General features: G+C 72.9%; 21 protein-coding genes and 1 tRNA gene. 14 read left to right on the top strand and 8 right to left on the bottom strand.

Going from position 1 to position 22,544, the window contains the following annotated elements; all coding sequences use genetic code 11:
* Positions 1-65 precede the first annotated feature (65 nt).
* Both ACFFHU_RS18590 and ACFFHU_RS18585 read right to left on the bottom strand, forming a co-directional pair.
* Positions 66-1,448, bottom strand: coding sequence for a helix-hairpin-helix domain-containing protein (locus tag ACFFHU_RS18590; protein WP_377340583.1), 1,383 nt, complete (start codon positions 1,446-1,448; stop codon positions 66-68).
* A 159-nt stretch (positions 1,449-1,607) separates the two neighbouring features.
* Positions 1,608-2,429: a C39 family peptidase gene (locus ACFFHU_RS18585; RefSeq protein ID WP_377340581.1), complete on the bottom strand. Its 822-nt coding sequence runs from the start codon at positions 2,427-2,429 to the stop codon at positions 1,608-1,610.
* 739 nt (positions 2,430-3,168) lie between these two features.
* Between ACFFHU_RS18585 and ACFFHU_RS18580 the strand changes: the two genes are divergently transcribed.
* The gene (locus tag ACFFHU_RS18580) at positions 3,169-3,969 is read left to right on the top strand and encodes an SGNH/GDSL hydrolase family protein (RefSeq protein WP_377340579.1); all 801 of its coding nucleotides are present in this window, start codon (positions 3,169-3,171) and stop codon (positions 3,967-3,969) included.
* 572 nt (positions 3,970-4,541) lie between these two features.
* Positions 4,542-5,123, top strand: a complete 582-nt coding sequence (locus ACFFHU_RS18575) for a pentapeptide repeat-containing protein (RefSeq protein WP_377340577.1) — start codon at positions 4,542-4,544, stop codon at positions 5,121-5,123.
* Here ACFFHU_RS18575 and ACFFHU_RS18570 read toward each other — a convergent pair.
* The 3 genes from ACFFHU_RS18570 to ACFFHU_RS18560 all read right to left on the bottom strand — a co-directional run bounded on the left by ACFFHU_RS18570 (position 5,120) and on the right by ACFFHU_RS18560 (position 8,061).
* A complete protein-coding gene (locus ACFFHU_RS18570) occupies positions 5,120-5,725 on the bottom strand; it encodes a GNAT family N-acetyltransferase (RefSeq protein WP_377340576.1) in 606 nt (201 codons plus the stop codon). The genes ACFFHU_RS18575 and ACFFHU_RS18570 overlap by 4 nt on opposite strands.
* A 192-nt stretch (positions 5,726-5,917) precedes the next feature.
* Positions 5,918-6,676: a TIGR03089 family protein gene (locus tag ACFFHU_RS18565; RefSeq protein WP_377340574.1), complete on the bottom strand. Its 759-nt coding sequence runs from the start codon at positions 6,674-6,676 to the stop codon at positions 5,918-5,920.
* Positions 6,677-6,762: 86 nt separating this feature from the next.
* Positions 6,763-8,061: a low temperature requirement protein A gene (locus ACFFHU_RS18560; protein ID WP_377340571.1), complete on the bottom strand. Its 1,299-nt coding sequence runs from the start codon at positions 8,059-8,061 to the stop codon at positions 6,763-6,765.
* 154 nt (positions 8,062-8,215) lie between these two features.
* Between ACFFHU_RS18560 and ACFFHU_RS18555 the strand changes: the two genes are divergently transcribed.
* From ACFFHU_RS18555 to ACFFHU_RS18540, 4 genes are all read left to right on the top strand, one after another.
* On the top strand, positions 8,216-8,605 hold the full coding sequence (locus ACFFHU_RS18555) for a YciI family protein (protein ID WP_377340569.1): 390 nt from the start codon (positions 8,216-8,218) through the stop codon (positions 8,603-8,605).
* 212 nt (positions 8,606-8,817) lie between these two features.
* On the top strand, positions 8,818-10,266 hold the full coding sequence (gene pyk / locus ACFFHU_RS18550) for a pyruvate kinase (RefSeq protein WP_377340568.1): 1,449 nt from the start codon (positions 8,818-8,820) through the stop codon (positions 10,264-10,266).
* Entirely contained in the window at positions 10,263-11,144 is an 882-nt protein-coding gene (locus tag ACFFHU_RS18545) for an acyl-CoA thioesterase (RefSeq protein ID WP_377340566.1), read from the top strand. The genes pyk and ACFFHU_RS18545 overlap by 4 nt, the downstream gene beginning before the upstream one ends.
* A 77-nt stretch (positions 11,145-11,221) precedes the next feature.
* Entirely contained in the window at positions 11,222-11,809 is a 588-nt protein-coding gene (locus tag ACFFHU_RS18540) for an RrF2 family transcriptional regulator (protein WP_377340564.1), read from the top strand.
* A gap of 123 nt (positions 11,810-11,932) precedes the next feature.
* Here the strand turns inward: ACFFHU_RS18540 and ACFFHU_RS18535 are convergent, their stop codons facing one another.
* From ACFFHU_RS18535 to ACFFHU_RS18525, 3 genes are all read right to left on the bottom strand, one after another.
* Positions 11,933-12,937 carry an LLM class flavin-dependent oxidoreductase gene (locus ACFFHU_RS18535; RefSeq protein WP_377340562.1) on the bottom strand — a complete coding sequence of 335 codons (1,005 nt, stop codon included), beginning with the start codon at positions 12,935-12,937 and terminating at the stop codon, positions 11,933-11,935.
* Positions 12,938-13,039: 102 nt separating this feature from the next.
* Entirely contained in the window at positions 13,040-13,792 is a 753-nt protein-coding gene (locus ACFFHU_RS18530) for a transcriptional regulator (protein ID WP_377340560.1), read from the bottom strand.
* A gap of 51 nt (positions 13,793-13,843) precedes the next feature.
* A tRNA-Leu gene (locus tag ACFFHU_RS18525) sits at positions 13,844-13,916 on the bottom strand.
* 108 nt (positions 13,917-14,024) lie between these two features.
* Here ACFFHU_RS18525 and ACFFHU_RS18520 point away from each other — a divergent pair.
* The 8 genes from ACFFHU_RS18520 to ACFFHU_RS18485 all read left to right on the top strand — a co-directional run bounded on the left by ACFFHU_RS18520 (position 14,025) and on the right by ACFFHU_RS18485 (position 22,431).
* Positions 14,025-14,657, top strand: a complete 633-nt coding sequence (locus tag ACFFHU_RS18520) for an ANTAR domain-containing response regulator (protein ID WP_377340559.1) — start codon at positions 14,025-14,027, stop codon at positions 14,655-14,657.
* 185 nt (positions 14,658-14,842) lie between these two features.
* A complete protein-coding gene (locus ACFFHU_RS18515; protein WP_377340557.1) occupies positions 14,843-16,054 on the top strand; it encodes a hypothetical protein in 1,212 nt (403 codons plus the stop codon).
* Positions 16,055-16,493: 439 nt separating this feature from the next.
* Positions 16,494-17,600 carry a branched-chain amino acid ABC transporter substrate-binding protein gene (locus ACFFHU_RS18510; protein ID WP_377340554.1) on the top strand — a complete coding sequence of 369 codons (1,107 nt, stop codon included), beginning with the start codon at positions 16,494-16,496 and terminating at the stop codon, positions 17,598-17,600.
* Positions 17,601-17,706: 106 nt separating this feature from the next.
* Positions 17,707-18,657, top strand: a complete 951-nt coding sequence (locus tag ACFFHU_RS18505) for a branched-chain amino acid ABC transporter permease (RefSeq protein ID WP_377340552.1) — start codon at positions 17,707-17,709, stop codon at positions 18,655-18,657.
* Positions 18,654-19,751, top strand: a complete 1,098-nt coding sequence (locus ACFFHU_RS18500) for a branched-chain amino acid ABC transporter permease (protein ID WP_377340551.1) — start codon at positions 18,654-18,656, stop codon at positions 19,749-19,751. Before ACFFHU_RS18505 ends, ACFFHU_RS18500 begins: the two co-directional genes overlap by 4 nt.
* Positions 19,752-19,971: 220 nt before the next feature.
* Positions 19,972-20,736, top strand: a complete 765-nt coding sequence (locus ACFFHU_RS18495; protein WP_377341204.1) for an ABC transporter ATP-binding protein — start codon at positions 19,972-19,974, stop codon at positions 20,734-20,736.
* Positions 20,726-21,436 carry an ABC transporter ATP-binding protein gene (locus ACFFHU_RS18490; protein ID WP_377340549.1) on the top strand — a complete coding sequence of 237 codons (711 nt, stop codon included), beginning with the start codon at positions 20,726-20,728 and terminating at the stop codon, positions 21,434-21,436. The genes ACFFHU_RS18495 and ACFFHU_RS18490 overlap by 11 nt, the downstream gene beginning before the upstream one ends.
* 89 nt (positions 21,437-21,525) lie before the next feature.
* A complete protein-coding gene (locus ACFFHU_RS18485; protein ID WP_377340548.1) occupies positions 21,526-22,431 on the top strand; it encodes an ABC transporter substrate-binding protein in 906 nt (301 codons plus the stop codon).
* Positions 22,432-22,544 lie beyond the last annotated feature (113 nt).

Here is a 22,544-nt window from a genome sequence, read left to right as displayed (position 1 = left end):
CTGCCGGCCTCCGTTCGGCGTGGCCTACCGGTGTTGCTCCGTTGTCCCCTGCCGGTTTCCGTCGGTCAGACGCCGGCCTCGTCGCCGCCCGGGCCGGGGAACGCGGCCGCCGCATCCGGCCCGCCCGAGGCCAGCGCCGCGGCCTGCTGCGGCCAGGTGGGCAGGCTGGCCGGCACCCGCATGCCGGCGCCGCGGACCGTGGCCCGCAACGCCTCCACATCGGTGCCCGCGAGCTGGCGGTACGTCCGGACGCCCGCCTGCCGCAGGGCGGCGGCCATCTTCGGGCCGACGCCCTCGATCCGGCGCAGGTCGTCATCGGGGCCCGGTTCCGCCGCCTCCGCAGGGTCGGGACTCGCGTCGAGCGGAGCCGCGCCGATGCTCTCCCCGGTGGCCGGACCGGGTACGGCCGGGGTGGGCGCCACCGGAGCTCCGGCCGCGGCGGCCGGCTCCGGCGTGGCCTGCGCGGGTACGGTCGGTGCCGGCTCCCCTGCCACCGGCGTCCCGGCCGCGGCGGTCGGTGCCGGGGCCACCGTCGTGCCGTCGCTCGGTCCGTCCGCGTTCGGCGCGTCCTCGCGTACTGCGTCCTCGTTCGGCGCGTCCTCGCGTGCTGCGTCCGCGTTCGGCGCGTCCTCGCGTGCTGCGTCCTCGTTCGGCGGGTCCTCGCGTGCTGCGTCCTCGTTCGGCCCGGCAGCGTCCTCGGCCGCGAGCCCGGCCGCCGATTCCCGGCTTGCGGCCGGTTCCGATTCGTCTTCCGGCTCCGGGTCGGCCGCGGCCGCGCCGTCATCGGCGGGCGTCCCGGCGACCGCCGACGACTCGACGGCCTCGGGCGGCGGTACGTCCTCGACGGCGGTCACCGGCTCGCTCGGCGCCATGGCACCGGCGGAGGCGGCGATCTCATCCCGATCCGCCGGGCCGGTCGGTCGGCCGTCGTTGGCCACCGCCGCCGCGGGGGCTTCGTCCAGTGAGGTCCCCGGCATGGCGTCCACCGGGGCCGTCGCCTCGTCGTCCACCGGGGCCGCCGGGTCTTCGTCCAGCGAGGTCGTCGAGTCATCGGCCGCCGAGGCGGGCGGGTCTTCGTCCAGCGAGGTCGCCGCTTCTTCGTCCGCCCCGGCCGCGCCGGTCGTCGTTTCAACGCCGGTCGCCGTTTCAACGCCGGTCGCCGTTCCGGTCCGCCGCCCGCGATCGGGCGAGTCCAGTTCGGACGCGGCCTCGGAACCGGCCTCGCCGGTGCGATCGTCGATGACGGTCACGGCGTCCGGCGCGGTCGGCCCCGGCACGTCGGCCTGGGGTGTCGAACCGGCGCCGACCGCGAGGCCCGTTCCGGCAGAGCCGTGCGCGGTCTGCCCGCCGGCCCCACCGCGCAGCCTGCCGGCAATGAGCCAGCCCGCTGCCAGCCCAATGAGCAGCACCAACAGCAGAATCAGGGTGTGCCCGAGCGTCCACGCCACGGCCGTACCTCCTGGGGAGTCGCGCCTGCGGCGCGGGAAAGAGTCGAGGCAGCTTCGCATATCACGGCCGGTGGCGACAGTCGCCCCTCGGGCCGCGTGCCAGCGGTACGCCGAAGGGCCGACCCCGGGTGGGGTCGGCCCTTCGGTTGGTGTTCCGGGTCAGTGGCTGTAGCCGCGGGTGGCCATCCAGTTGGCCAGGTCGGTGGTGTTCATCCAGTAGCTGGCCACGTTCGGGTTGGCCGAGTCGGCGATCTTCACCTGGTTGCCGTCGCCGCGGTAGCCGTGTACGGCGATGTAGTGGCCGCCTTCGTAGCTGTGGGTGATGCCGTCGGTGTCGGTGGCGGTGCCGGCGACGTTGGCCACGAGGGCGCGGTTGTCGTCGATGGTTGCCTTGACGTCCTGCTGAAGCTGGGCGGCCTGCTCCGGCTTCACGTCGGGGCTGGTCAGGGCGGTGGTGTGGTACTTCTCGGCGCCGAGGATCTTGTTGAGGGCGCGGGTGATGTCCTCGGCGCTGTTGGTGCCGGCCTCGGTGGTGCCCATCTCCTTGGCGAGGTCGTCGACGCTGATGGCGTGGCCGTCGGCGGACAGGGCGTTGCGGGTGGCGGCGGGCCCGCAGTAGTAGAAGTTGGGCTGCGCCTCGTAGTTGACGTTCAGTTCCTTGCCGCCGCCGCTGTGGTTGTCGCGGCCGCGACCGTCGTCGCGGGTGTCGCCGGGCTTGCTGCCGCCGCGGCCGTCACCGGTGCCGCGGTTGCCGTTGTCGCCGCCGCGGTCGTTGCCGTTGCCGTGGTTGTCGTTGCCGTCCTGGGTGTGCACGACCGTGCTGTTGCCGGTGTGCGCGGGGGCGGCGTGGGCCTCGGTGGCCAGGGTGAGCGGGCCGGCGATGGCGCCGGCGGTGAAGGCGAGGCCGGCGCCGGTGAGGGCGGCCTTGCGCAGGATGGGGGTGCCGATGCTGCTGGGCAGGAAGCGGGTGAAGGTGGTCATGGTGATCGCCTTTCATCCGAGGGTGCGGCACGCGGGGGCGTGCCGGGTGGGGGGTGTTTTCGCACCGGGGCGCGCGGGGGCGTGCCGGGTGGGGGGTGTTTTCGCACCGTGGCGCGCGGGGGCGTGCCGGGTGGGGGTCTGTTGGGGGCCGCGCGCTGCCGAGGTCCGCTCCGGGGGAGGGTTCGCTGGTGGCGCGGGAACCCTGTACAACGTCCCGGGCCCGGGAGGCGTTCCCGGCGGGGCGGTGACGGCCGCCACCGCTGTCCGCTCGGGCGGGCCGTGGTGGCCGGCCCACGTACAACGCCCCGGGTCGGGGGTGCGTTCCCGGCGGGCCGGTGACGGCCGCCACCGCCGCCCGCATGGGCGGGCGGGGTGCATCGGGGTGTGACGCCCGCATGCCGAGTCGGCCATGTCATCGGGACCGGCATCCGCCAAGCCGATCGTGACGATCAGCCCATAAGGTCGGATATCGAACATCCGCCCCCGAGCCGTGCCGGGTGGCGGCGCGGCCGGTTGTGGATCGTGGCTTCCCCTACCGGTTAGGCGGTGCGGGATTCACGATCCACAACCGCTGGGACGCGGCTGTTCGTCCACATTGGGTCTTGCGGGTTACGACGGTGCTAAGACCTTTCGATAAGTCGATGGCTTCGCTAGCATTACCGCCAAGTAACAACAGCTCTTCCCCGAGGCCACGCGCGCGGCTAGAGGTTCCCCCACCCCTGCTCGTGGAGGTCCACCCATGCCTCTCCGCCAGCTCCGTCGCGCCGTACTCGCTCTGGCCCTGACCCTCGGCGCCGTGCTTGTCGGCGTCGGTGTCCCGGCCGCCGCCCACGCCGCCACGGCCGTGAACTACGTCGCGCTGGGCGACTCCTACTCGTCCGGTGTGGGCGGCGGGTCGTACGACCTGTCGACCTGCCTGCGCAGCGCCAACTCCTATCCGAAGCTCTGGGTCGCGTCGCACGCCGTGAACAGCTTCTCGTTCCCCGCCTGCGGCGGCGCGGTGACCTCGGATGTCATCAACAACCAGGTGTCCGCGCTGACCGGCAGCACCACCCTCGTCACCATCACCATCGGCGGCAACGACGCCGGCTTCGCCGACGTCGTGAGCAGTTGCCGGTTCGGCAGCGACAGCGCCTGCGCCACCGCGGTGAACGGGGCCCGGGCGTTCGCCACCGGTACGCTGCCCGGCCGGCTCGACCAGACGTACGCGGCGATCCGCAGCCACGCGCCGAACGCCCGGCTGATCGTGCTCGGCTACCCGCGGCTCTTCGAGACCGGGTACTGCGGCCTGCTGGCCATGAGCACCTACAAGCGAACCATCCTCAACCAGGCCGCCGACGTGCTGGCCGGCGTCATCGCCGATCGGGCCGCCGCGGCGGGCGCCACGTTCTCCGACGCCCGCCCGTACTTCGCCGGGCACGGCGTCTGCGCGTCGAGCCCGTGGATCAAGGATGTCACCGGCGTCATCGAGGCGTACCACCCGAACGCCACCGGCTACCGGTACGGCTATCTGCCCACGCTCGACGCCGTTACCGGCTGACGCCGGCGGCATTCCGGCGACTATCCGTAAACCGGCGGTGGCACCCAGTGGTGTCACCGCCGGACAGTTTCTCCCGCTCTCCACGGGCGCTGTCGGAAAAGCGATGAGCCCGCTGTCCGTCCCGTTCTTGCCAGCTGTCCGATCGGGTGGCCCGGCCGGCGGGGCGGGGCGGACCGCCCGGTCCGGACGGCCGGAAAATGCGCTCGCTCGGAATGCGTCCGAATTCGCGCGCCGGTTGGCGTCCACGTCGGACGGTGTCGGGACTTGTGCTCCGCCGATCGGCCGCTGACCAGCGAATCAGCCCCGCGTTGCGGTCACGGGCGCCGGTCACCGAGGCGGTGACCGGCCGCGACCCGGGGTCGATTCCGGGCTTCGGAAGGGTGGAAGTTCCACGAATGCGCTGCAAATTGGGATCTGGCAATGGCGGGAACGCGCGAGTATGGTGCCGACATTACGCCGCCATTACCTAACAGAGCCGCCGCTCGACCGCCGACCGATGTTCCACCGGGTGGCGCCGTCGCTCGCCGGCGGAACGCGTCCGAAGGGCCCAACGCACCAGCGGGAGGGGCACGATGAACGATACCGCTCCGTCCGGCTGTACCACCCGACAGCCCGTACGGCTGGTCATCACCGTGCCCGAGCCGCAGGTCCCGACCCCGCTGATCGACTGGCTGCATCAGCGGCCCGAGTTCCGGCTGTCGGTGGCGGAGACCGGGCGGCGGGCGCCCCTGGGCGACAGCGTTCTGGTGGCCGTTGTCGCCGAGAGCCTGCTTCCCGGCCTGTTCGACCTGCTGAAGAGCTGGCTGGCCGGGCAGCGCGCCGGCGCGGGCCTGCGGGTCCGGTTGGGCGAGGCCACGCTCGAGATCCAGGCTGACGGACGGACCGATCCACTGCGGCTGCTCGCGGACCTGCGTCGGGGCGCCGATGCCCGGGGCGCCGACGGGCGGGGCGCCGATGCTCGGGGTGCCGATGCCCGGGGTGCCGATGTTCGGAGCGCCGATGTTCGGGGCGCCGATGGGGGCGCGGACGCCCGGAGCGTTGACGCCCGGAGGGATGACCCGCGCAGGGCCGATGCGCGGGGCGCGGATGGGCGCAGCGCAAACGGATTGGTGGCGGGCGTCCCGCCCGCCCCGGACCGCCGGGAGGCGAGCTAGGCCGCGGGCCCCGAATCCCGCGCCGGCTGGCCGTCCGCCGGCCGGCTGTCCGCCGGCCGGTCGGCCAGCCATTCCGGGGCGAGCAGCGACCAGATCTGCGTGTCGTGCCGGCGGCCGGCGTGCGGGTACGCCTGCCGCAGCGTCCCGTCCAGGGTCATGCCGAGCCGCCGCGCCACGTTTCCGCTGCGGACGTTCTCCGGCGAGGTGTGCCACTCCACCCGGTGCATGCCGCGCTCCCGGAACGCCCAGTCCAGCAGCCGGCGGGCGGCGATGGTGATCAGCCCGTGTCCCTCGGCGGCCCGCTCGAGCCAGCAGCCCAGCTCGCAACCGCCGCCGGCGGCGTCGAAGTGGAAGTACATCAGCCCGCCAACCAGCGTGCCGTCCAGCCAGATGCCGTAGATCCGGCCGGTGTCGGCCGCCTGCATGTCGGCGTACCGCTGCAGGGTCGCCCGCGCCGAGTCCAGGTCGGTGCTGAAGCTGGCCCACGGGATGAACTGCTGGACGGTGGGTCGGGCCCGCTCGATGTGCGCGAAGAACTCGCCGGCCTGCCACGGCTCCAGCGGGCGCAACTGGGCGTTTGCGGTGAGCTGGACCGCGTACATGGAAACCCCCCGTCGGTGATCGTCGAGCCACCCTAGCCGGCCGCCGCCGGCACGGCCGGCCCGCCACGGGCAGCCGGCACCGGCCGCCGCCGCGGGCAGCCGGCACCGGCCGCCGCCGCGGGCGGGCGGCACCGGGCCCATCACGTCGGCCCGCCGAGCCCGGCACGGGCCGGTCGTCCCCGGCGGCGCCGGTCAGACGATCCGGGTGACGCCCTCGGCGGCGATCCGGCCGGGCAGCTCCGCGGGCTGGAGATTCGCGCACAGCACCACCGAGGCGCCCGCGAACAGCGGGGCCAGCAGCCAGAACACCGGATGGTCGCGTTCGGCCGCGTCCATCAGCACGCGGTCTCCGCGGCGCAGATCCTGCTGCTCGGCGATGGCGGCCGCGAGCGATCCCCACTCCCGGAAGGTGGTCCCGTCCACGCTGGCCGCCGCCTCGTCCCGGACCAGCGGGCCGCCGCCCCCCGGGCCCGGGTACCGGTCCAGCTCGGCCAGGAAGTCCCGGTAGCCGTCCGGCGCCGGCCGGCCCGGCACGTCCGGGGCCAGATCCAGCCGGAACCGGTGCCGGGCCGCCGGCACGTGGTCGAGCCAGTCGGCCAGCCGGTGCCGGGCCACGAACACCGCGTCGTACGGCTCCGCGGCGCCGGCGCCCACCTCCGGCAACCCGGCCGTCCGCGCCGACCGGTACGACACGGCGAGCCCGGCCGACCAGGCGCCGAGCAGCACCACGGCGGTCTGCCAGTGCGGCGGCAGCAGCACGGCCGCCCGGTCGCCGGTCGCCAGCTCGCAGCCCTCGTCGAGGAGCCGCGCGGTGCGCTCCGCCCATCGCCCCAGCCGCGCGGCGGACAGCTCGGTGCGCTCCCCGGTGGCGTCGTCGTAGAAGGTCAGCAACGGTCGGTCGGCCGGGCCGGCAAACAGCCCCGGCGCCCCCTGGGCGGCGAGCACGTCCATGCCCCGGCAGCCTACCGGCCCGCCGCTTGGATCCGGCCGACGACGGACCCGGGCGGCCACGGTCGCGGTCCGGGTACGGCGCCTGCTCAGAGATGCGTGCCGCGCCAGCGGTTGGTGGCGGCCTCCACCGCCTCCTGCTCATGCAGCGCGGCCTCCCGTACCCGGGTCCGAGCAGCCGCCCCGACGAACCGATGCACCAGGGTGAGGCTCAGGCCGATGGCGGTGAGCAGCGCGAGCGCGGCCACCGCCGGCAGCCTCGACGCGGGTACGGCCAGCGCGGCGAGCAGCGCCGCGGTGCCGATCGAGGCGTAGCGGATCGTGCGGAACGTCCGGAACACGACGGCCGCGACGCTGAGGATGTAGAGCGCCACCCCGACGTACAGCACCGCGACCTCGACGGTGTGCGGCTGGGACCGGTCGGGCGCGGCCGCCGCCCCGACGATCAGTTTCAGGCCGAGGGCCGTGCCGATCACTCCGGCGATCAACGGCAGGTGCAGGTAGGTGTAGGCGTCCCGGCCCAGGGTGATGCGTTCCTGACCTCGGGTTCCGTGCATGGCCTGCTCCACCGAGCTGGCCAGGGTGTCGAAATACGACCACCAGAGCAGGGCGATCAGCACGACACCCAGCGCGGCCGTCCCGACCACCGGCCAGGTGAGGGTGAGCCCCTCTCCCAGCCCGGCGCCGACGCCAAGCGAGAGCACGGATTCGCCGAGGGCGATCAGCACGATCTGGCCGTGCCGCTCGGCCCAGTGCCCCGCCGAGGTCACCGCCAGTCGCGCGTACGGCAGGGCGAAGCCCGCGGCGTACTCGACGAGCACCGCCGCGAGCCAGAGCCCGAGGCGGAGCCAGGCGGCCCCGCCCGGTCGGGCGACCGCGTGCGGCAGCAGCGCCGCCGCCAGGATCAGCGCCGTGGCGGCCAGGCCCGGTGCGCTGAGCGCCCAGATCTGCCGGGCCGGGCGGCCCGTGGCGCCCGGCACCAGCCAGTACGCCCCGGTGGTGATCAGCCGGACGGCGAGGTAACACACGGCGAACGCCACCGGGCCGGGCAGCCCCCCGGACCGGTCCACGAACGCCTCGGGGATCGTCAGCGCCAGCACGAAGGCGAGCACCATGATCGCGGCCCCGGCCACCGGAATCAGGCCCTGATCCGCCCGGACCGCGTTGCCCAGCAGCGCGAAGCTGCTCCAGCAGTACCAGAGCAGCGCCAGCACCACCCCGCCGGCCAGCAGCGTGCCGGCCGTGACCCGGTGCGAGAGCGTGTTGGCCAGGTTGACGAACGCGTACACGAAGACGAGGTCGTACAGCAGCTCCAGCCGGGTCACCCGGGACCCGGGCCCGGCCGGCACGAACCAGCCGGTACGGCGGTTCCCGGCGCGACTGCTCACCCGGCCAGTCTCCGGCCTTCCCGGTCCGGGCGGCGGCAGTTCCGCGGTTGCGGCGGCCGGACGCGGCTGCGCCGATCCGCCCCGCGTGCCCGGGTGACCGTGGGACGCTCGGGTACGGGGTGGCAGGGCGGGAGCGGATCGCGGAGGGGGTGCCATGGCCGACGCGCCGGAGGTCGACTACGCGCTCGACACGTACGAGTGCATCGTTTTCTATCCGGGACCGGCCGGCCGGGTGCTGCGGCCCGAGACCGCCCGCCGGATCCAGGGCGAGCACGCCGCGTACCTGCAGAAGCTGCACGACCGCGGGGTGATCCTGGTGGCCGGCGCGGTCGACGGGCAGGCCCGCAACCCGGATCCGCCGTGCGGCTTCGGGCTGTGCCGCACCGGCTCCACCGACGACGTCCGGCTGTTGATCTCCGCCGACCCGGGCGTCCAGGCCGGGCTCTACCGGTTCGACGTCCTGAGCTTCCTCGCTCCGGCGGGGTCGCTGGCGTTTCCGCAGGCCGCCGGCCGGGCGTTCCCGGCGGGCGGCGAGGAGTCCTGAGGACGTGAGCCGGGCGCCGGCCGCCGACGGGCGCGAGTACGATTCCCGCTTGCGGTCGCCGTTGCCCGCATTCGAATCCCGTCCGGCGTGTTCCGACCGCCGTTCGTCCAGCGCTCGATCGTTCCACGTACGGCGCAGGCGAAGCTTGGGCAAACGTTCCGGATTCCGACAGGGGCCGGCCGGCGAGCCGACCCGGAGGAGAGACTAGCCTCATGGGCGTGACACGCCGCGCGAAGATCGTCTGCACACTGGGCCCCGCGACCTCCTCGCCGGAGCGGATCCGGGGGCTGGTCGAGGCGGGCATGGACGTGGCCCGGCTCAATTTCAGCCACGGCAGCCACGACGATCACGAGAAGGTCTACCACCTGGTCCGGAAGGCCGCCGAGACCACCGGCCGGGCGGTCGCCGTGCTGGCCGACCTGCAGGGACCGAAGATCCGGCTCGGTCGGTTCGCCGACGGGCCGCACGAGTGGCGCACCGGCGACTCCGTGGTGATCACCGGCGACGACACGCCGGGCAGGCAGGACCGGGTCTCGTGCACCTACCGCAAGCTGCCCCAGGAGGTGAAGCCGGGCGACCGGCTGCTGATCGACGACGGCAAGGTGGCCGTCGAGGTCACCGCGGTCGACGGCAACGACATCCGATGCCTCGTCACCGAGGGCGGCCCGGTCTCCAACAACAAGGGCGTCTCGCTGCCCAACGTGGCGGTCAGCGTGCCGGCCATGTCGGAGAAGGACGCCGAGGATCTGCGCTTCGCGCTGCGGCTCGGCGCCGACCTGGTGGCCCTGTCGTTCGTCCGGTCCGCCGAGGACATCAAGCTGGTGCACGGCGTCATGGCGGAGGTCGACACGCACCGCCCGGTGCTGGCCAAGGTCGAAAAGCCGGAGGCCGTCGACAACCTCGAGGCCATCGTGGCGGCCTTCGACGGCGTCATGGTGGCCCGCGGCGATCTGGGCGTCGAGCTGCCCCTGGACCAGGTGCCGCTGGTGCAGAAGCGGGCCGTTCAGCTGTGCCGGGAGAACGCCAAGCCGGTCATCGTGGCCACCCAGATGCTCGACTCCATGATCGAGAATTCCCGGCCCACCCGGGCGGAGGCATCGGACGTGGCGAACGCCGTCCTCGACGGCGCCGACGCGGTGATGCTGTCCGGTGAGACCAGCGTCGGCAAGTATCCGGTGCTCACCGTGAGCACCATGGCCAAGATCATCACCACCACCGAGGCCGGGTCGATCGGCGTGCCGCGGTTGCAGCATGACCCGCGTACCCATGGCGGCGCGCTCACCTCCGCGGCGTCGGCCATCGCCCGGGCCATCAACGCCAAGGCGCTGGTGGCGTTCTCGCAGACCGGCGACACCGTCCGCCGGCTGTCCCGGCTGCACTGCGACCTGCCGCTGCTCGCCTTCACCCCGGTGCCGGAGGTGCGGGACCAGCTCGCCCTCTGCTGGGGTGTGGAGACGTTCCTGATGCCGTTCGTGCAGCACACCGACGACATGTTCCGGCAGGTCGACCAGGCGCTGCTCGGACTGGACCGGGCCAACCCGGGCGACTACGTGGTGATCGTGGCCGGCAGCCCGCCCGGCACCCCGGGGTCGACCAACACGCTGCGGGTGCACCAGCTCGGCTCGCTGGTCGACGCGGCGGACGCGCGGGGGCGCCGGTGACCGGCGAGGTCCTCGTCGGTCAGGCCGCCGTGGACCAGCTGCTGGAGGTGCTCGACCTCGAGCAGCGGGCCGAGATGACGTTCCGGGGCGTGAGCCCGCCGGTCGGGCCGCAGCGGGTGTACGGCGGCCAGGTCGCGGGCCAGGCACTGGTCGCGGCCGGCGGCACGGTCGTGCCGGACCGGTTCGTGCACTCCCTGCACGGCTACTTCGTCCGCCCGGGCGATCCGGCCGAACCCATCGAATACCAGGTCGAGGCCGTCCGGGACGGCCGCTCCTTCTCGGTACGCCGGTCCGTGGCCCTGCAGCACGACAAGCCGATCTTCTTCATGTCGGCGTCCTTCCAGCGCGCCGAGGAGGGGCTGGATCACCATGCGCCCAGCCCGCCGGACGTACCGCCGCCGGACGAGGTGCCCACCATGGCCGACCGGCTCGCCCGGTACCCGGAACGGCTGGGCATCTGGGGCCAGATCCCGCGGCCCATCGACGTCCGGTACGTCGGCGAGCCGGGCTGGGTCCGGCCGGGCAGCCGGCCGGCCGACCCGCACCAGCGGGTCTGGATGCGCATCGACGGCAAGCTGCCGGACGACCCGCTGTTGCACGCCTGCGCGCTGACCTACGCCTCCGACCTGACCCTGCTCGACTCGGTGCTCTCGGTGCACGGCGAGGTGTGGGGCCCGGGCGGCGTGGTGGGGGCCAGCCTCGACCACGCCCTGTGGTTCCACCGCCCGTTCCGGGCCGACGAGTGGTTCCTGTACGACTGCTGGAGCCCGTCCGCCTCCGGCGCCCGCGGGCTGGCCACCGGCCGGATGTTCACGGTCGACGGTCGGCAGATCGCCAGCGCCGTACAGGAGGGGCTGCTGCGCCGGGTTGGCGCGTGACCCGGTCCGCCGCCCGTCGGCCCGCCGCCCGTCGGTCCGCCGCCCGGCGCGTCCGGGCCGGCGACTAGCCTGATCCCGTGCGACTTTCCGCCCGGGTTGACTATGCGCTGCGTGCCGTTGCCGAACTCGCCGCCGCCGGCGGCCCGGCCGCCGGTGGGACGGCCGCCGGTGGGACGGCCGCCGGTGGGACGGCCGCCGGTGGGACGGCCGCCGGCGGGACGGCCGCCAAGGGCGCCGGCGCGGGCCCGCGCCGGCCGGGTGGCCGGGGACAGGGTGACCGCCGGCTGGTGACGGCCGAGCAGGTCGCCCGCGCCCAGGGCATCCCGCCCAAGTTCCTGGAGAGCATCCTGCTCCAGTTGCGCCGCGGCGGGATCGTCCAGGCCCAGCGTGGCCCGGAGGGCGGCTACACGCTGGCCCGGCCGGCCGAGCAGATCTCGCTGGCGGACGTCATCCGGGTGATCGACGGCCCGCTCGCCAACGTCCGCGGCCAGCGCCCGGAGGATCTGGGCTACCAGGGCGCCGCCCGGGCCCTGCAGGAGGTGTGGATCGCCCTGCGCGCGAGCGAGCGGCAGATCCTCGAGCTGGTGACCGTCGCCGATGTGGCCACCGGCCAGCTTCCGGACCCGATCACCGAGCTGACGGCCGACCCCGAGGTCTGGGTCTGACGGCGGCGGTCCGGGTCTGACCGGCGATTTGCACCCTACGCCGGACCCGCCACGCGGCCGCGCTGGGCAGCCAGCCGGTGGCCGAGCTCGACCCCGTCGCCGGCTGGCCGCAGGCCGCCTGCGTCAGTGGCGCAGGCCGCCGGCCACCCGGTCGGCGACCAGCTCGAACGACCGGACCCGGTCGGCCAGGTCGTACACCATGGTCGTGAGCATCAGCTCGTCGGCGCCGGTCCGCTCGACCAGCTCGGTGAGCTGCCGGCTGACCGTCTCGGGCGAGCCCATGGCCTGCCCCTCGCGCCGCTGGGCCACGAACTCCCGCTCCAGCTCCGAGTACGGGTACGCGGCCGCCTCCTCCGGGCTGGCCAGCGGCTGCGGCCGCCCGGAGCGCAACCGCAGGAACGACAGCGAGCTCGGGCCGGCCAGCCACTCCGCCCGCTCGTCGGTGTCGGCGCAGACCACGTTGACGGCCACCATCGCGTACGGCCGGTCCAACCAGCGCGACGGGCGGAACGACTCGCGGTACAGCGCGAGCGCCGGCAGCGTGTTCCCGGCGCTGAAGTGGTGCGCGAACGAGAACGGCAGCCCGAGCAGGCCGGCCAGCTGCGCGCTGAAGCCGCTGGAGCCGAGCAGCCAGACGGCGGGCATGTTCCCGTGGCCCGGCGTGGCCGTGATCGGTCCGCCGCGCTCCCCGGTGAAATAGTTGATCAGATCGCCCAGCTCGCGCGGGAAGCCCTCGGCGGACAGCCCCTCCATGGTCCGCCGCAGCGCCAGCGCGGTGACCTGGTCGGTGCCCGGCGCGCGGCCGATGCCCAGGTCGACCCGCCCCGGGTGCAGCGCCTCCAGCGTGCCGAACTGCTCGGCCACCACCAGCGGCGCGTGGTTGGGCAGCATCACCCCGCCCGATCCGACGCGGATCGTCGAGGTGTTCGCCGCCAGGTGTGCCAGCAGCACCGCGGGGGCCGAACTGGCGATCCCCGGCATGTTGTGGTGTTCGGCCACCCAGAACCGGCGGTAGCCGAGCTGCTCGGTGCGCCGGGCCAACTCGGTGGTGTGCGCCAGGGCGGCGCCCGCGCCGGTGCCGGCGGCCACGGGGGCCAGGTCGAGGACGGAGAGCGGTACGTCGATCACGCCTGTGCCCAACGGCCAGCGAGCCGGAATTGTTCCGCCCGGTGGCGCGGATCTCCCGGCCGGCGCGGCTGACCCGGACCTCGGGCGCTGCGGATCCGCCCGTCAGCGCTTCGGGCCGACGTGCCGGTCCAGCGCGGCCACCGCGTCCCGGCGGGCCACGGAGAGCGAGTTGGGCCGGTTCATCCGCCAGGCGATGCCCAGCGCGTCCAGCGACTCCTGGCACAGTCGCATGATGTCGGCCGAGAGGTTCACGAACACGTACCGGGGATAGACGTACGTCCGGCCGCGGGTGCGGACCTGGTTGGCGAAGCGGGCGCCGTCGGAGTGGAACAGGCCGCGGAGAAAGGGGCCGCGATGTCGATCGATGATTGGCTGTTGCCACTCCGCCAGCTCGATCGGCCGCTCGTGCTTCTTGCCCGGCCCGTGCTGGGGCAGCAAGCACGGCCAGTGCCTGCCGTAGCTCTGCACCGACACGCAGCCTGGCTGGGGAACCCGGCGCACCGACGTGGCGAGGACCACCAGCATGGCCCGCTCACACTCGTCGATGAGCCCCGGCCACTTCTCGGCGCAGGCGATCCGGAGCACCGGCACCCGGGCAGAGGTGACCAGGTGCCCGTCACCCAGGTAGAGGCCCAGCAGGTAGGCGTAGGCAAGTTCATCCGGGTTGTCGGCAATGGACGGATGGCAGCGGAAGCAGCGCGCGGCCGTGCCCGCTTGCCGGTCGTCGACCGGATGCCGCCGGCACCACTCCCGCACCGTGTGATAGGGCAGGCCGAGGGTGCGTGCGGTGTCCGCCATGGTGACGCCGGCGCGGAACATCTCCCGGGCGCGAGCCCGGACCTCAAGAGAATGCACACCGGGATTGTCGAACGGCAGTACGACAAAATTGCCTAAAGGCGATTGGCGTGCCCCCGGTGGGATTCGAACCCACACTGTCGGAGGTTTGAGCTCCGTGTCTCTGCCCTTGGACTACGGGGACTTTCGGTCGGAACGGCGTTACGGCCACTCCCAGGGTACCCACTACGCTAAGGGCGGTGGCACCCGGTCCGGGTGCGTGATAGCCGAACACTCGTGGGGGTACGGGCTCGTGGCCGAGACGCAGGCTGGGGTGGAGCGCCGCCGGGTGCTCATCGCCGAGGATGAGGCGCTGATCCGGCTCGACCTGGCCGAGATGCTGGTCGAAGAGGGCTACGACGTGGTCGGGGAGGCCGCCGACGGCGAGACCGCCGTGCGGCTGGCCGAGGACCTCAAGCCCGACCTCGTCATCCTCGACATCAAGATGCCGATCATGGACGGGCTGGCGGCCGCCGAGCGGATCGCCGGCGCCCGCATCGCACCGGTGATCATCCTGACCGCCTTCAGCCAGCGTGACCTGGTGGAGCGGGCCCGCGCGGCCGGTGCCATGGCCTACCTGGTGAAGCCGTTTCAAAAGAGTGACCTGGTGCCGGCCATCGAGATCGCGCTGTCCCGCTACTCCGAGGTCTCGACGCTCGAGGCGGAGGTGGCCAGCCTCACCGACCGGCTGGAGGTCCGCAAGACCGTTGAGCGGGCGAAGGGCGCGCTCATGACGGCGTACGGGATGACCGAGCCGCAGGCGTTCAAATGGATCCAGCGGACGGCCATGGACCACCGGATGACCATGCGGGACGTTGCCGAGCGGATCATCGCGGAAAACCTCGGCACCGGCGCGGCCCCCGCCGAGGGGCCGCCGGCCGGCTGAGCCGTACCCGGTTGAGCCGTCCGCCACGGTTGAGCCGTCCGCCACGGTTGAGCCGTCCGCCACGGCTGAGCCGTCCGCCACGGCTGAGCCGTCCGCCACGGCTGGGCCGTCCGCCACGAGCCGTCGGCGCCGCGTCTCCGCACCGGCCCGCGCGCCCAGCGGCGCGTGTCGATACCATCTCGGCCATGGTTCGGGGGGCGCGGGTGCTGGCGGCCGGGATGGCCGCCGCGGTGCTGCTCGCCGGGTGCCCGGCGCGCCGAGCCGCGCCGGCCGTACCGGCGTCGCTGGACTGGCGGGCGGTCGAGTTGCCGGCCCCGCCCGGTCCGCCGGGCGCGGCGCTGCCGCGTGACGTGGTGGCCTGCGCCGGCACCTGGTTCCTGGTCGGCGGCCTGCGGGACGCGGCCGGGCAGACCCGGCCGGCGGCCTGGGTCAGCCGGGACGGCGCCGCCTGGTCCGCGCTGCCGGTGGCGGGCCGGAGCTTCTATGGCAGGCAGAACGTGTTGTACGCGGCCGGCTGCCGGGACGGCCGGCTGGCGGCGGTGGGCGCCAAGAACGGCGGGGCGCACGGCAACCCGCGCACGTCGCTGTGGCGCCAGTCGGGAACCGGCCTGGTGGAGGTCGCGGCGCCCACCGACGCCACCGGTGCGCCGGACGCGGTGAGCCTGGCCCGGATCGCCGGTGGCCCGGCCGGCTGGCTGGTCACCGGGGACCGCGCGGGCGCCGCGAGCGTGTGGCCGTCGGCGGACGGGTCGGCGTACCGGGGGCCGGTGGCGCTGGCCGCCGCGGCGGCCGGCGGCCGGCCGCGGGCCTTCGACGCGGTGGCCACGGGCTCGGGCTGGCTGGTGGTGGGCGCCGTGGACGTGCCCGGCCGGCTGGAACCCGCGCCGGCCGTGTGGCAGGGCGACGCGCGGGGCTGGCGTACGGCGTCATTCGACACCGCCGCGGCCGGCGGCCCGGCGTCCGGCGCGTCGCCGGCCGACGGCGGTGCCGGCCAGGCGGGCGAGTTGCACCGGGTGGTGGCGCTGGGCGACGCGGCCGTGGCGGTCGGACCGGCGGAATCCGGGTTCGGAGCCTGGCGGGTAGGTCCGGACGGGGCCGCCGCGCTGGGCCGGTTCGGGGCGGACCGGGCCGGCGATTCGGGTGGCGCGCCGGCGGTGCACGGGCTGGCCGCGGCCGCGGGCCGGCTGGTGGCGGCGACCGCCGACTCGGCCGGCTACGCGCTGTGGATCTCGGCCGACGCGGGCGCGAGCTGGCGCTCGCTGGCCGCGCCGGCCGCCCTTCCGCCGGCCGGCGGGGATCGCCGGGTGTCGGTGGCCGGCGCCGGCGACCGGGTGGTGGTGGCCGTGGACGACGCCGGCCGTCCGGGCGTCTGGTGGGCCCCGCTGGGGGCCGGCTGAGCCGGCGCATCGCTGGCCCGGCTGAGCCGGCGTGCCGCGGGTCCGGAAGAGGCCGGTGCGGGGCCGGAAAGGGGTCGGTGGCGCGTGGCCCGGGAGGGTCGGTGTCGTGGGGCCCGGGGAGGGGCCGGTAAGGACCGGCCGGGGGTATTTCTGTTGCCCGGACCGTACCGGGATCGGCGGCCGTCGAATGGTTGCGTCTTACACACCCGAATACGTTTTCATGACGGCGTGTAACGGTTAGGTCAACGCGTCAGCCGGGGGCTATCCGGGCGCTTGCCGGGTGGGATAACGTCCCCGCCCAGATCGCGTGTGTGGTTAGGTTCGTCACGCCCACGGCAGGCGCACGGGGTGGTCTGGACCGCCCGGATGAGAAGGGGTTCGTGCCTTGAGGCAGAAGCTCGTACGTGTGGTCGGTGGGCTCGCGCTCGCCAGTGCTCTGGTGGTTGGAGCGTCCGCCTGTGGCGACAGCGGAGGTGGGGGTTCGGCGTCCGGCGACAAGTGCGGCCTCAAGCTGGCCTTCTTCGGCGCCCTGACCGGCGACGCGGCCAACCTCGGCATCAATATCAAGAACGGCGCCAAGCTGGCCGTCGAGGAATACAACGCGAAGCACTCCGACTGCAAGGTCGAGCTGCAGGAGCGGGACTCGCAGGGCGACGAGAAGCAGGCCCCCGGTCTGGCCCGTGAGGTCGTGAAGGACTCCAAGGTCATCGGTGTGATCGGCCCGGCGTTCTCCGGCGAGACCGAGGCGGCCGCCCCGATCTTCGAAGAGGCCAAGCTGCCGATCATCTCCCCGTCGGCCACCCGGACCAGCCTCGGCACGAAGGGCTGGAAGATCTTCCACCGGGGTCTGGGCAACGACGACTCGCAGGGCCCCGCGGCCGCCGCGTACATCAAGGACAGCCTGAAGGCCCAGAAGGTGTACGTCATCGACGACCAGTCGGCGTACGGCGCCGGCCTGGCCGACAACGTGAAGACCGCCCTCGGCTCGCTCAAGGTTGGCGACGACAAGGTCGAGCGGAACGTCACCAAGGACTTCAACCCGGTGATCACCAAGGTCAAGGCGTCCGGGGCCGACGCGGTGTTCTACGGCGGCTACTGCCAGGAGGCCGGCCTGCTGGTGAAGCAGATGCGGGCCGCGGGCGTCAAGGCCACGCTGGTGGCCGCGGACGGCGTGAAGGACCCGGGCTACATCACCACGGCCGGCAAGGAGGCCGCCGAGGGCAGCATCCTGACCTGCCCCTGCGCCCCGCCGACCGAGGCCAAGGGCAACTTCGCGCAGAACTACAAGGCCAAGTGGGGCCAGGAGTCCGGCACGTACAGCGACATCGCGTACGACGTGGCGAACATCTTCCTGAAGGGCATCGACGGTGGCAACACCACCAAGGACAAGATGCTGACCTTCGTCAACGGCGTGACCTACGAGGGTGTGTCGAACACCTACAAGTTCACCAGCGCCGGTGAGCTGGACCCGCAGTACCTGAAGATCTGGGCGTACAAGGTCGCCGGCGGCCAGATCGTCGCCGACAAGGAGATCAAGACGTCGTAATCCTGGGCCGGATCGTCCCGCGCGGACGGTCCGCCAACCGACGGATGGCGCGGCCGGGGGGATTCTCCCGGCCGCGCCCGCTGTCCGATCTCATTCGGAGACCGATGTGCATTTCGACCAGTTGTTTTCCAACTTCGGGGACCTGACCGTCCAGGGCCTCGCCCAGGGAGCCATCTACGCGCTGTTCGCGCTCGGCTACACGATGGTGTACGGCGTCCTGCGCCTGATCAACTTCGCCCACTCCGAGGTCTTCATGGTGGGCACCTTCGGGGCGTACCTGTCCTGGACCTGGCTGGGGCTCGACCAGAACTCGCCCACCCCGGCGCTGGGCACGGCCCTGCTGTACCTGCTGGTCGGCCTGGTGGCCGCCTGCGCCTTCTCGGCCGTCACGGCGGTGGCGCTGGAGTTCGTCGCGTACCGGCCGCTGCGCAAGCGGAACGCGCCGGTGCTCACCTTCCTGATCACCGCGATCGGCGCCTCGGTGGTGATCTCCGAGTTCGTCGGCGTGCAGACCCGGCGGGCGCCGCGGGCGGTGCCCACGCTGGTGCACAGCAAGGACCTGGTCAACATCGCCGGCACCTCGATCACCAACATCCAGGTGAGCATCATCGCGCTGGCGATCGTGCTGATGATCGCGCTCGACATGTTCATCAACCGGACCCGGCTGGGCCGGGGCGTGCGCGCCATCGCGCAGGACCCGAACACGGCCGCGCTGATGGGCGTGAACAAGGACCGGGTCATCTCGCTGGTGTTCCTGCTCGGCGGCCTGATGGCCGGCGCCGCGGCGCTGATGTACGACGTCAAGATCACCGGCACGAACAACAGCGTCGGCTTCGACCTGGGCATCAAGGCGTTCGCGGCCGCGGTGCTCGGCGGGATCGGCAACCTGCGCGGCTCGCTGCTCGGTGGCCTGCTGCTGGGCATGCTGGAGGGCTGGGGATCCGGCCTGTTCGGCCAGCAGTGGGTCGGCGTGGTGGCCTTCGTGGTGCTGATCGTGATCCTGCTGTTCCGGCCGACCGGCCTGCTGGGCGAGTCGCTGGGGAGGGCCCGGGCATGAGTTCGTTCGTCAACCGCTACCGCGCCGGGATGGACGCCGCGCGGGACCGCTGGGACGCGTTGCCCCGGCCGGCGCGCTGGCTGGTGCTGCTGCTGGTGGTCGTCTTCTTCTACGCGCTGCCGAACATCCAGATCCCGGGCATCGTCACCACCGAGACCGACTGGGCAACCACGCTGTTCACGATCGCCTACTACGTGCTGCTGGCGCTGGGGCTGAACGTGGTGGTCGGCAAGGCCGGCCTGCTCGACCTCGGCTACGTGGGTTTCTTCGCGCTCGGCGCGTACACGACCGCGCTGCTCACCTCCCCGGACAGCGACCTGGGCACCAAGTGGGGCTGGCTGGTCACCGTGCCGATCGCCATCGGCGTGGTGATGGTCTCCGGCGTGCTGCTCGGGGCGCCCACGCTGCGGCTGCGCGGCGACTACCTGGCGATCGTGACGCTCGGCTTCGCCGAGATCATCCGGGTCTTCGCCACCGCGCTGCCGGCGCTGCGTGGCCAGCGCGGTTTCGGAGAGATCCCGCACCCGCCGGGGCAGAAGTCCGACGGGCTGCCGCTGTTCGGCGTGATCGACACCCGGCCGTACTACTGGCTCGGGCTCAGCCTCATCATCATCGTCATCTTCGCGGTGCGGAACCTCGACCGCAGCCGGGTGGGCCGGGCCTGGGTGGCCGTCCGGGAGGACGAGGAGGCGGCCGAGGCCATGGGCGTGCCGACCTTCAAGTTCAAGCTGTGGGCGTTCGCCATCGGCGCTGCCATCGGCGGGCTCTCCGGCACGCTGTTCGCCGGCGAGCAGGGCTTCATCAACTCGACCAACTTCGCGCTGCTGTTCTCGATCCTGGTGCTCGCGGGCGTGGTGCTGGGTGGCTCCGGGAACATCGCCGGGGTGATCGTCGGCGGCGCGCTGATCGCGTACCTGCCGGAGCGGCTGCGCGGGCTCAAGATCGCCGGCCAGGACGCGTTCGAGTACCGCTTCCTGTTCTTCGGCCTCATCCTCATCATCGTGATGATCTTCCGGCCGCAGGGCCTGATCGCCAACCGCAGGCGGCTGCAGGAGCTCAAGGACCGGGAGAAGGAGGTGATCGTCGGTGAGTGACACCGGAAGCCCGGCCTCCGAGCCGGAGACCACGGCGACCACGCCGGAGACGACGGCGACCACGGAGGCCACGCCGGCCCCCGCGCCGCGGACCGCGGCCGAGTCGGACGCGGCCGTCGGGTCGGCGGGCGACGCCGAGCCCCGCGGCGACGCCGAGTCCCGGGTCGACACCGAGCCGCGCGGCGACGCCGGACCGGCGGCCGGCACGGCCGGCCGGCCGCTGCTGGAGATCGATGACCTCGGGCTGCGGTTCGGCGGCGTGGTGGCGCTGGACGGGATCTCCTTCGAGATCCGCGAGGGCGAGATCCTCGGCCTCATCGGACCGAACGGCGCCGGCAAGACGACCTGCTTCAACGCGATCACCGGCGTGTTCCGGCCCACCTCGGGCGACATCCGGTTCCGCGGCGAGTCGCTGGTGGGCCGCAAGAAGCACGCGATCACCAAGGCCGGCATCGCCCGTACCTTCCAGAACGTCCGGCTCTTTCCCGAGATGACGGCGCTGGAGAACGTCCAGGTCGGCGCGGACGCGCACCACAAGACCAGCGTGATCTCCGCGCTGCTCAGGCTGCCCCGGCACTGGCGCGAGGAACGCGAGGGCCGGGAGCGGGCGTACGAGCTGCTCGAGTTCGTGGGCATCCGCCGGCGCGCCGGTGAGCTGGCCCGCAACCTCTCGTACGGCGAGCAGCGCCGGCTGGAGATCGCGCGGGCGATGGCCACCCGGCCCACCCTGCTCTGCCTGGACGAGCCGGCCGCCGGCTTCAACCCGGCGGAGAAGGAGGACCTGCTCCGCCTGATCCGGTCCATCCGGGACACCGGCGTGACCGTGCTGCTGATCGAGCACGACATGCGGTTGGTCATGGGGGTCACCGACCGGATCGTGGTGTTGGAGTTCGGCAAAAAGATCGCCGACGGGCTGCCCGCGCAGGTGCGGGAGGACCCGAAGGTGATCGCGGCCTACCTGGGGGTACCGGACGATGCTGCTTGAGCTGGAGAACGTCAGCCTGCTGTACGGCCGCATCCAGGCCCTGCACGGCATCTCGCTGACCGTCGACGAGGGCGAGGTGGTGGCCCTGATCGGCGGCAACGGGGCCGGCAAGACCACCACCATGCGGGCCATCTCCGGAATCCGGCCCATCTCCGGGGGCCGGATCCGGTTCGCCGGCCAGGACATCAGCAAGCTGCGCGCCGACCTGCGGGTGGTGCGCGGCATCAGCCAGTCGCCCGAGGGCCGGGGCATCTTCCCGGGGATGACGGTCCAGGAGAACCTGGACATGGGGGCGTACACCCGCCGGGACCGGCCGGCCATCGCCAGCGACCTGGAGCGGGTGTACGAGCTGTTCCCGCGGCTGCTGGAGCGCCGGCGGCAGGCCGGCGGCACCCTTTCCGGCGGCGAGCAGCAGATGCTGGCCGTGGGGCGGGCCCTGATGAGCCGGCCGAAGCTGCTGCTGCTGGACGAGCCGTCGATGGGCCTGGCGCCCATGCTGATCCAGCAGATCTTCTCGATCATCACGGAGATCAACGAGCAGGGCACCACGGTCCTGCTCGTGGAACAGAACGCGCAGCAGGCGCTGTCCCGGGCACACCGGGCGTACGTGCTGGAAACCGGTCGCATCGTCAAGAGCGGCACCGGCCAGGACCTGCTGCGGGACACGGCGGTCAAGGAGGCCTACCTGGGTGTGGCCTAGGGTTGCCGGGTGGGTCTCGCGACCCGCCGGGCAACCCGGTCGGTCCCCCCGACCGCGGAACACCGCCCACCCCTTAAAAGGAGCACGACATGTTCACCAGCCCCACCACTTGGCGCCGGGCGGCCGTCGGCCTGGCCGGCGCGGCGCTGCTCACCCTGCCGCTTGCTGCCTGCGGCGAGAAGAAGGACGACACCCCCGGCGCCGGACCGACCGTGAGCGCCTCGGCCGACTCGTCGCTGGCCGCGAAGGTGCCGGACGCGATCAAATCGGACGGCGTGATCAAGGTCGGCACGGACTCCAGCTACGCGCCGGCCGAGTTCGTCGACACCGACGGCAAGACGATCGTCGGCTTCGACGTCGAGCTGTTCACCGCGGTGGCGCAGAAGCTCGGGCTGAAGGCCGAGTTCACCTCGGCCCAGTTCGGCGACATCATCACGGGCGTCAACTCGGGCAAGTACGAGGTGGGCGTCTCGTCGTTCACCATCAACCCGGACCGCAAGAAGCAGGCCAACATGGTCAGCTACTACCAGGTCGGCACGCAGTGGGCCACCAAGAAGGGCAACCCGGGCGGCATCAAGATCGACGACGCCTGCGGCAAGAAGATCGCGGTCCAGAAGGACACCGTGCAGGTGGACGACATCAACGCCCGGTCCAAGAAGTGCACCGGCGCCGGCAAGCCGGCCATCTCGGTCGACCAGTACCCCGGCCAGGACCAGGCCACCGCGGCCGTGGTCTCCGGCAAGGACGACGCCATGCTGGCCGACTACCCGGTGGGCGTGTACGCGGTGACGCAGTCCAACGGGCAGCTCGAGCTGCTGGACAAGATGTACGAGGCCGCGCCGTACGGCTACGTGGTGGCCAAGGACCAGACGGCGTTCGCGCAGGCGGTCCAGGAGGCCACCAAGGCGCTGATCACGGACGGGTCGTACAAGGCGATCCTGGACAAGTGGAAGGTCGCCGACGGTGCCATCACCGACCCGGCGATCAACCCGTGACATGAGCGAGCGCAAGCGATTCAGCGCGCAGCGCCGGCTGGGGCGCGGCGGGTGGGGAATCATCGGACTCTGCGCGGTGGAGCCTCATGGCGGCGCGGAGCGTAGCGGAGCGA

The organism is Plantactinospora siamensis (assembly GCF_042434095.1).
Taxonomy (GTDB): Bacteria; Actinomycetota; Actinomycetes; order Mycobacteriales; family Micromonosporaceae; genus KBS50.
This window is presented reverse-complemented; position numbering and strand designations above follow the sequence as displayed.

Coding starts and splice junctions, on each gene's coding strand:
- ACFFHU_RS18565 (WP_377340574.1), bottom strand. CDS start 6,676: ATGGACGTGCTCGCCGCCCAGGGGGCGCCGGGGCTGTTTGCCGGCCCG.
- ACFFHU_RS18515 (WP_377340557.1), top strand. CDS start 14,843: ATGGTTCGGGGGGCGCGGGTGCTGGCGGCCGGGATGGCCGCCGCGGTG.
- ACFFHU_RS18500 (WP_377340551.1), top strand. CDS start 18,654: ATGAGTTCGTTCGTCAACCGCTACCGCGCCGGGATGGACGCCGCGCGG.
- pyk (WP_377340568.1), top strand. CDS start 8,818: ATGGGCGTGACACGCCGCGCGAAGATCGTCTGCACACTGGGCCCCGCG.
- ACFFHU_RS18585 (WP_377340581.1), bottom strand. CDS start 2,429: ATGACCACCTTCACCCGCTTCCTGCCCAGCAGCATCGGCACCCCCATC.
- ACFFHU_RS18485 (WP_377340548.1), top strand. CDS start 21,526: ATGTTCACCAGCCCCACCACTTGGCGCCGGGCGGCCGTCGGCCTGGCC.
- ACFFHU_RS18490 (WP_377340549.1), top strand. CDS start 20,726: ATGCTGCTTGAGCTGGAGAACGTCAGCCTGCTGTACGGCCGCATCCAG.
- ACFFHU_RS18580 (WP_377340579.1), top strand. CDS start 3,169: ATGCCTCTCCGCCAGCTCCGTCGCGCCGTACTCGCTCTGGCCCTGACC.
- ACFFHU_RS18575 (WP_377340577.1), top strand. CDS start 4,542: ATGAACGATACCGCTCCGTCCGGCTGTACCACCCGACAGCCCGTACGG.
- ACFFHU_RS18570 (WP_377340576.1), bottom strand. CDS start 5,725: ATGTACGCGGTCCAGCTCACCGCAAACGCCCAGTTGCGCCCGCTGGAG.
- ACFFHU_RS18555 (WP_377340569.1), top strand. CDS start 8,216: ATGGCCGACGCGCCGGAGGTCGACTACGCGCTCGACACGTACGAGTGC.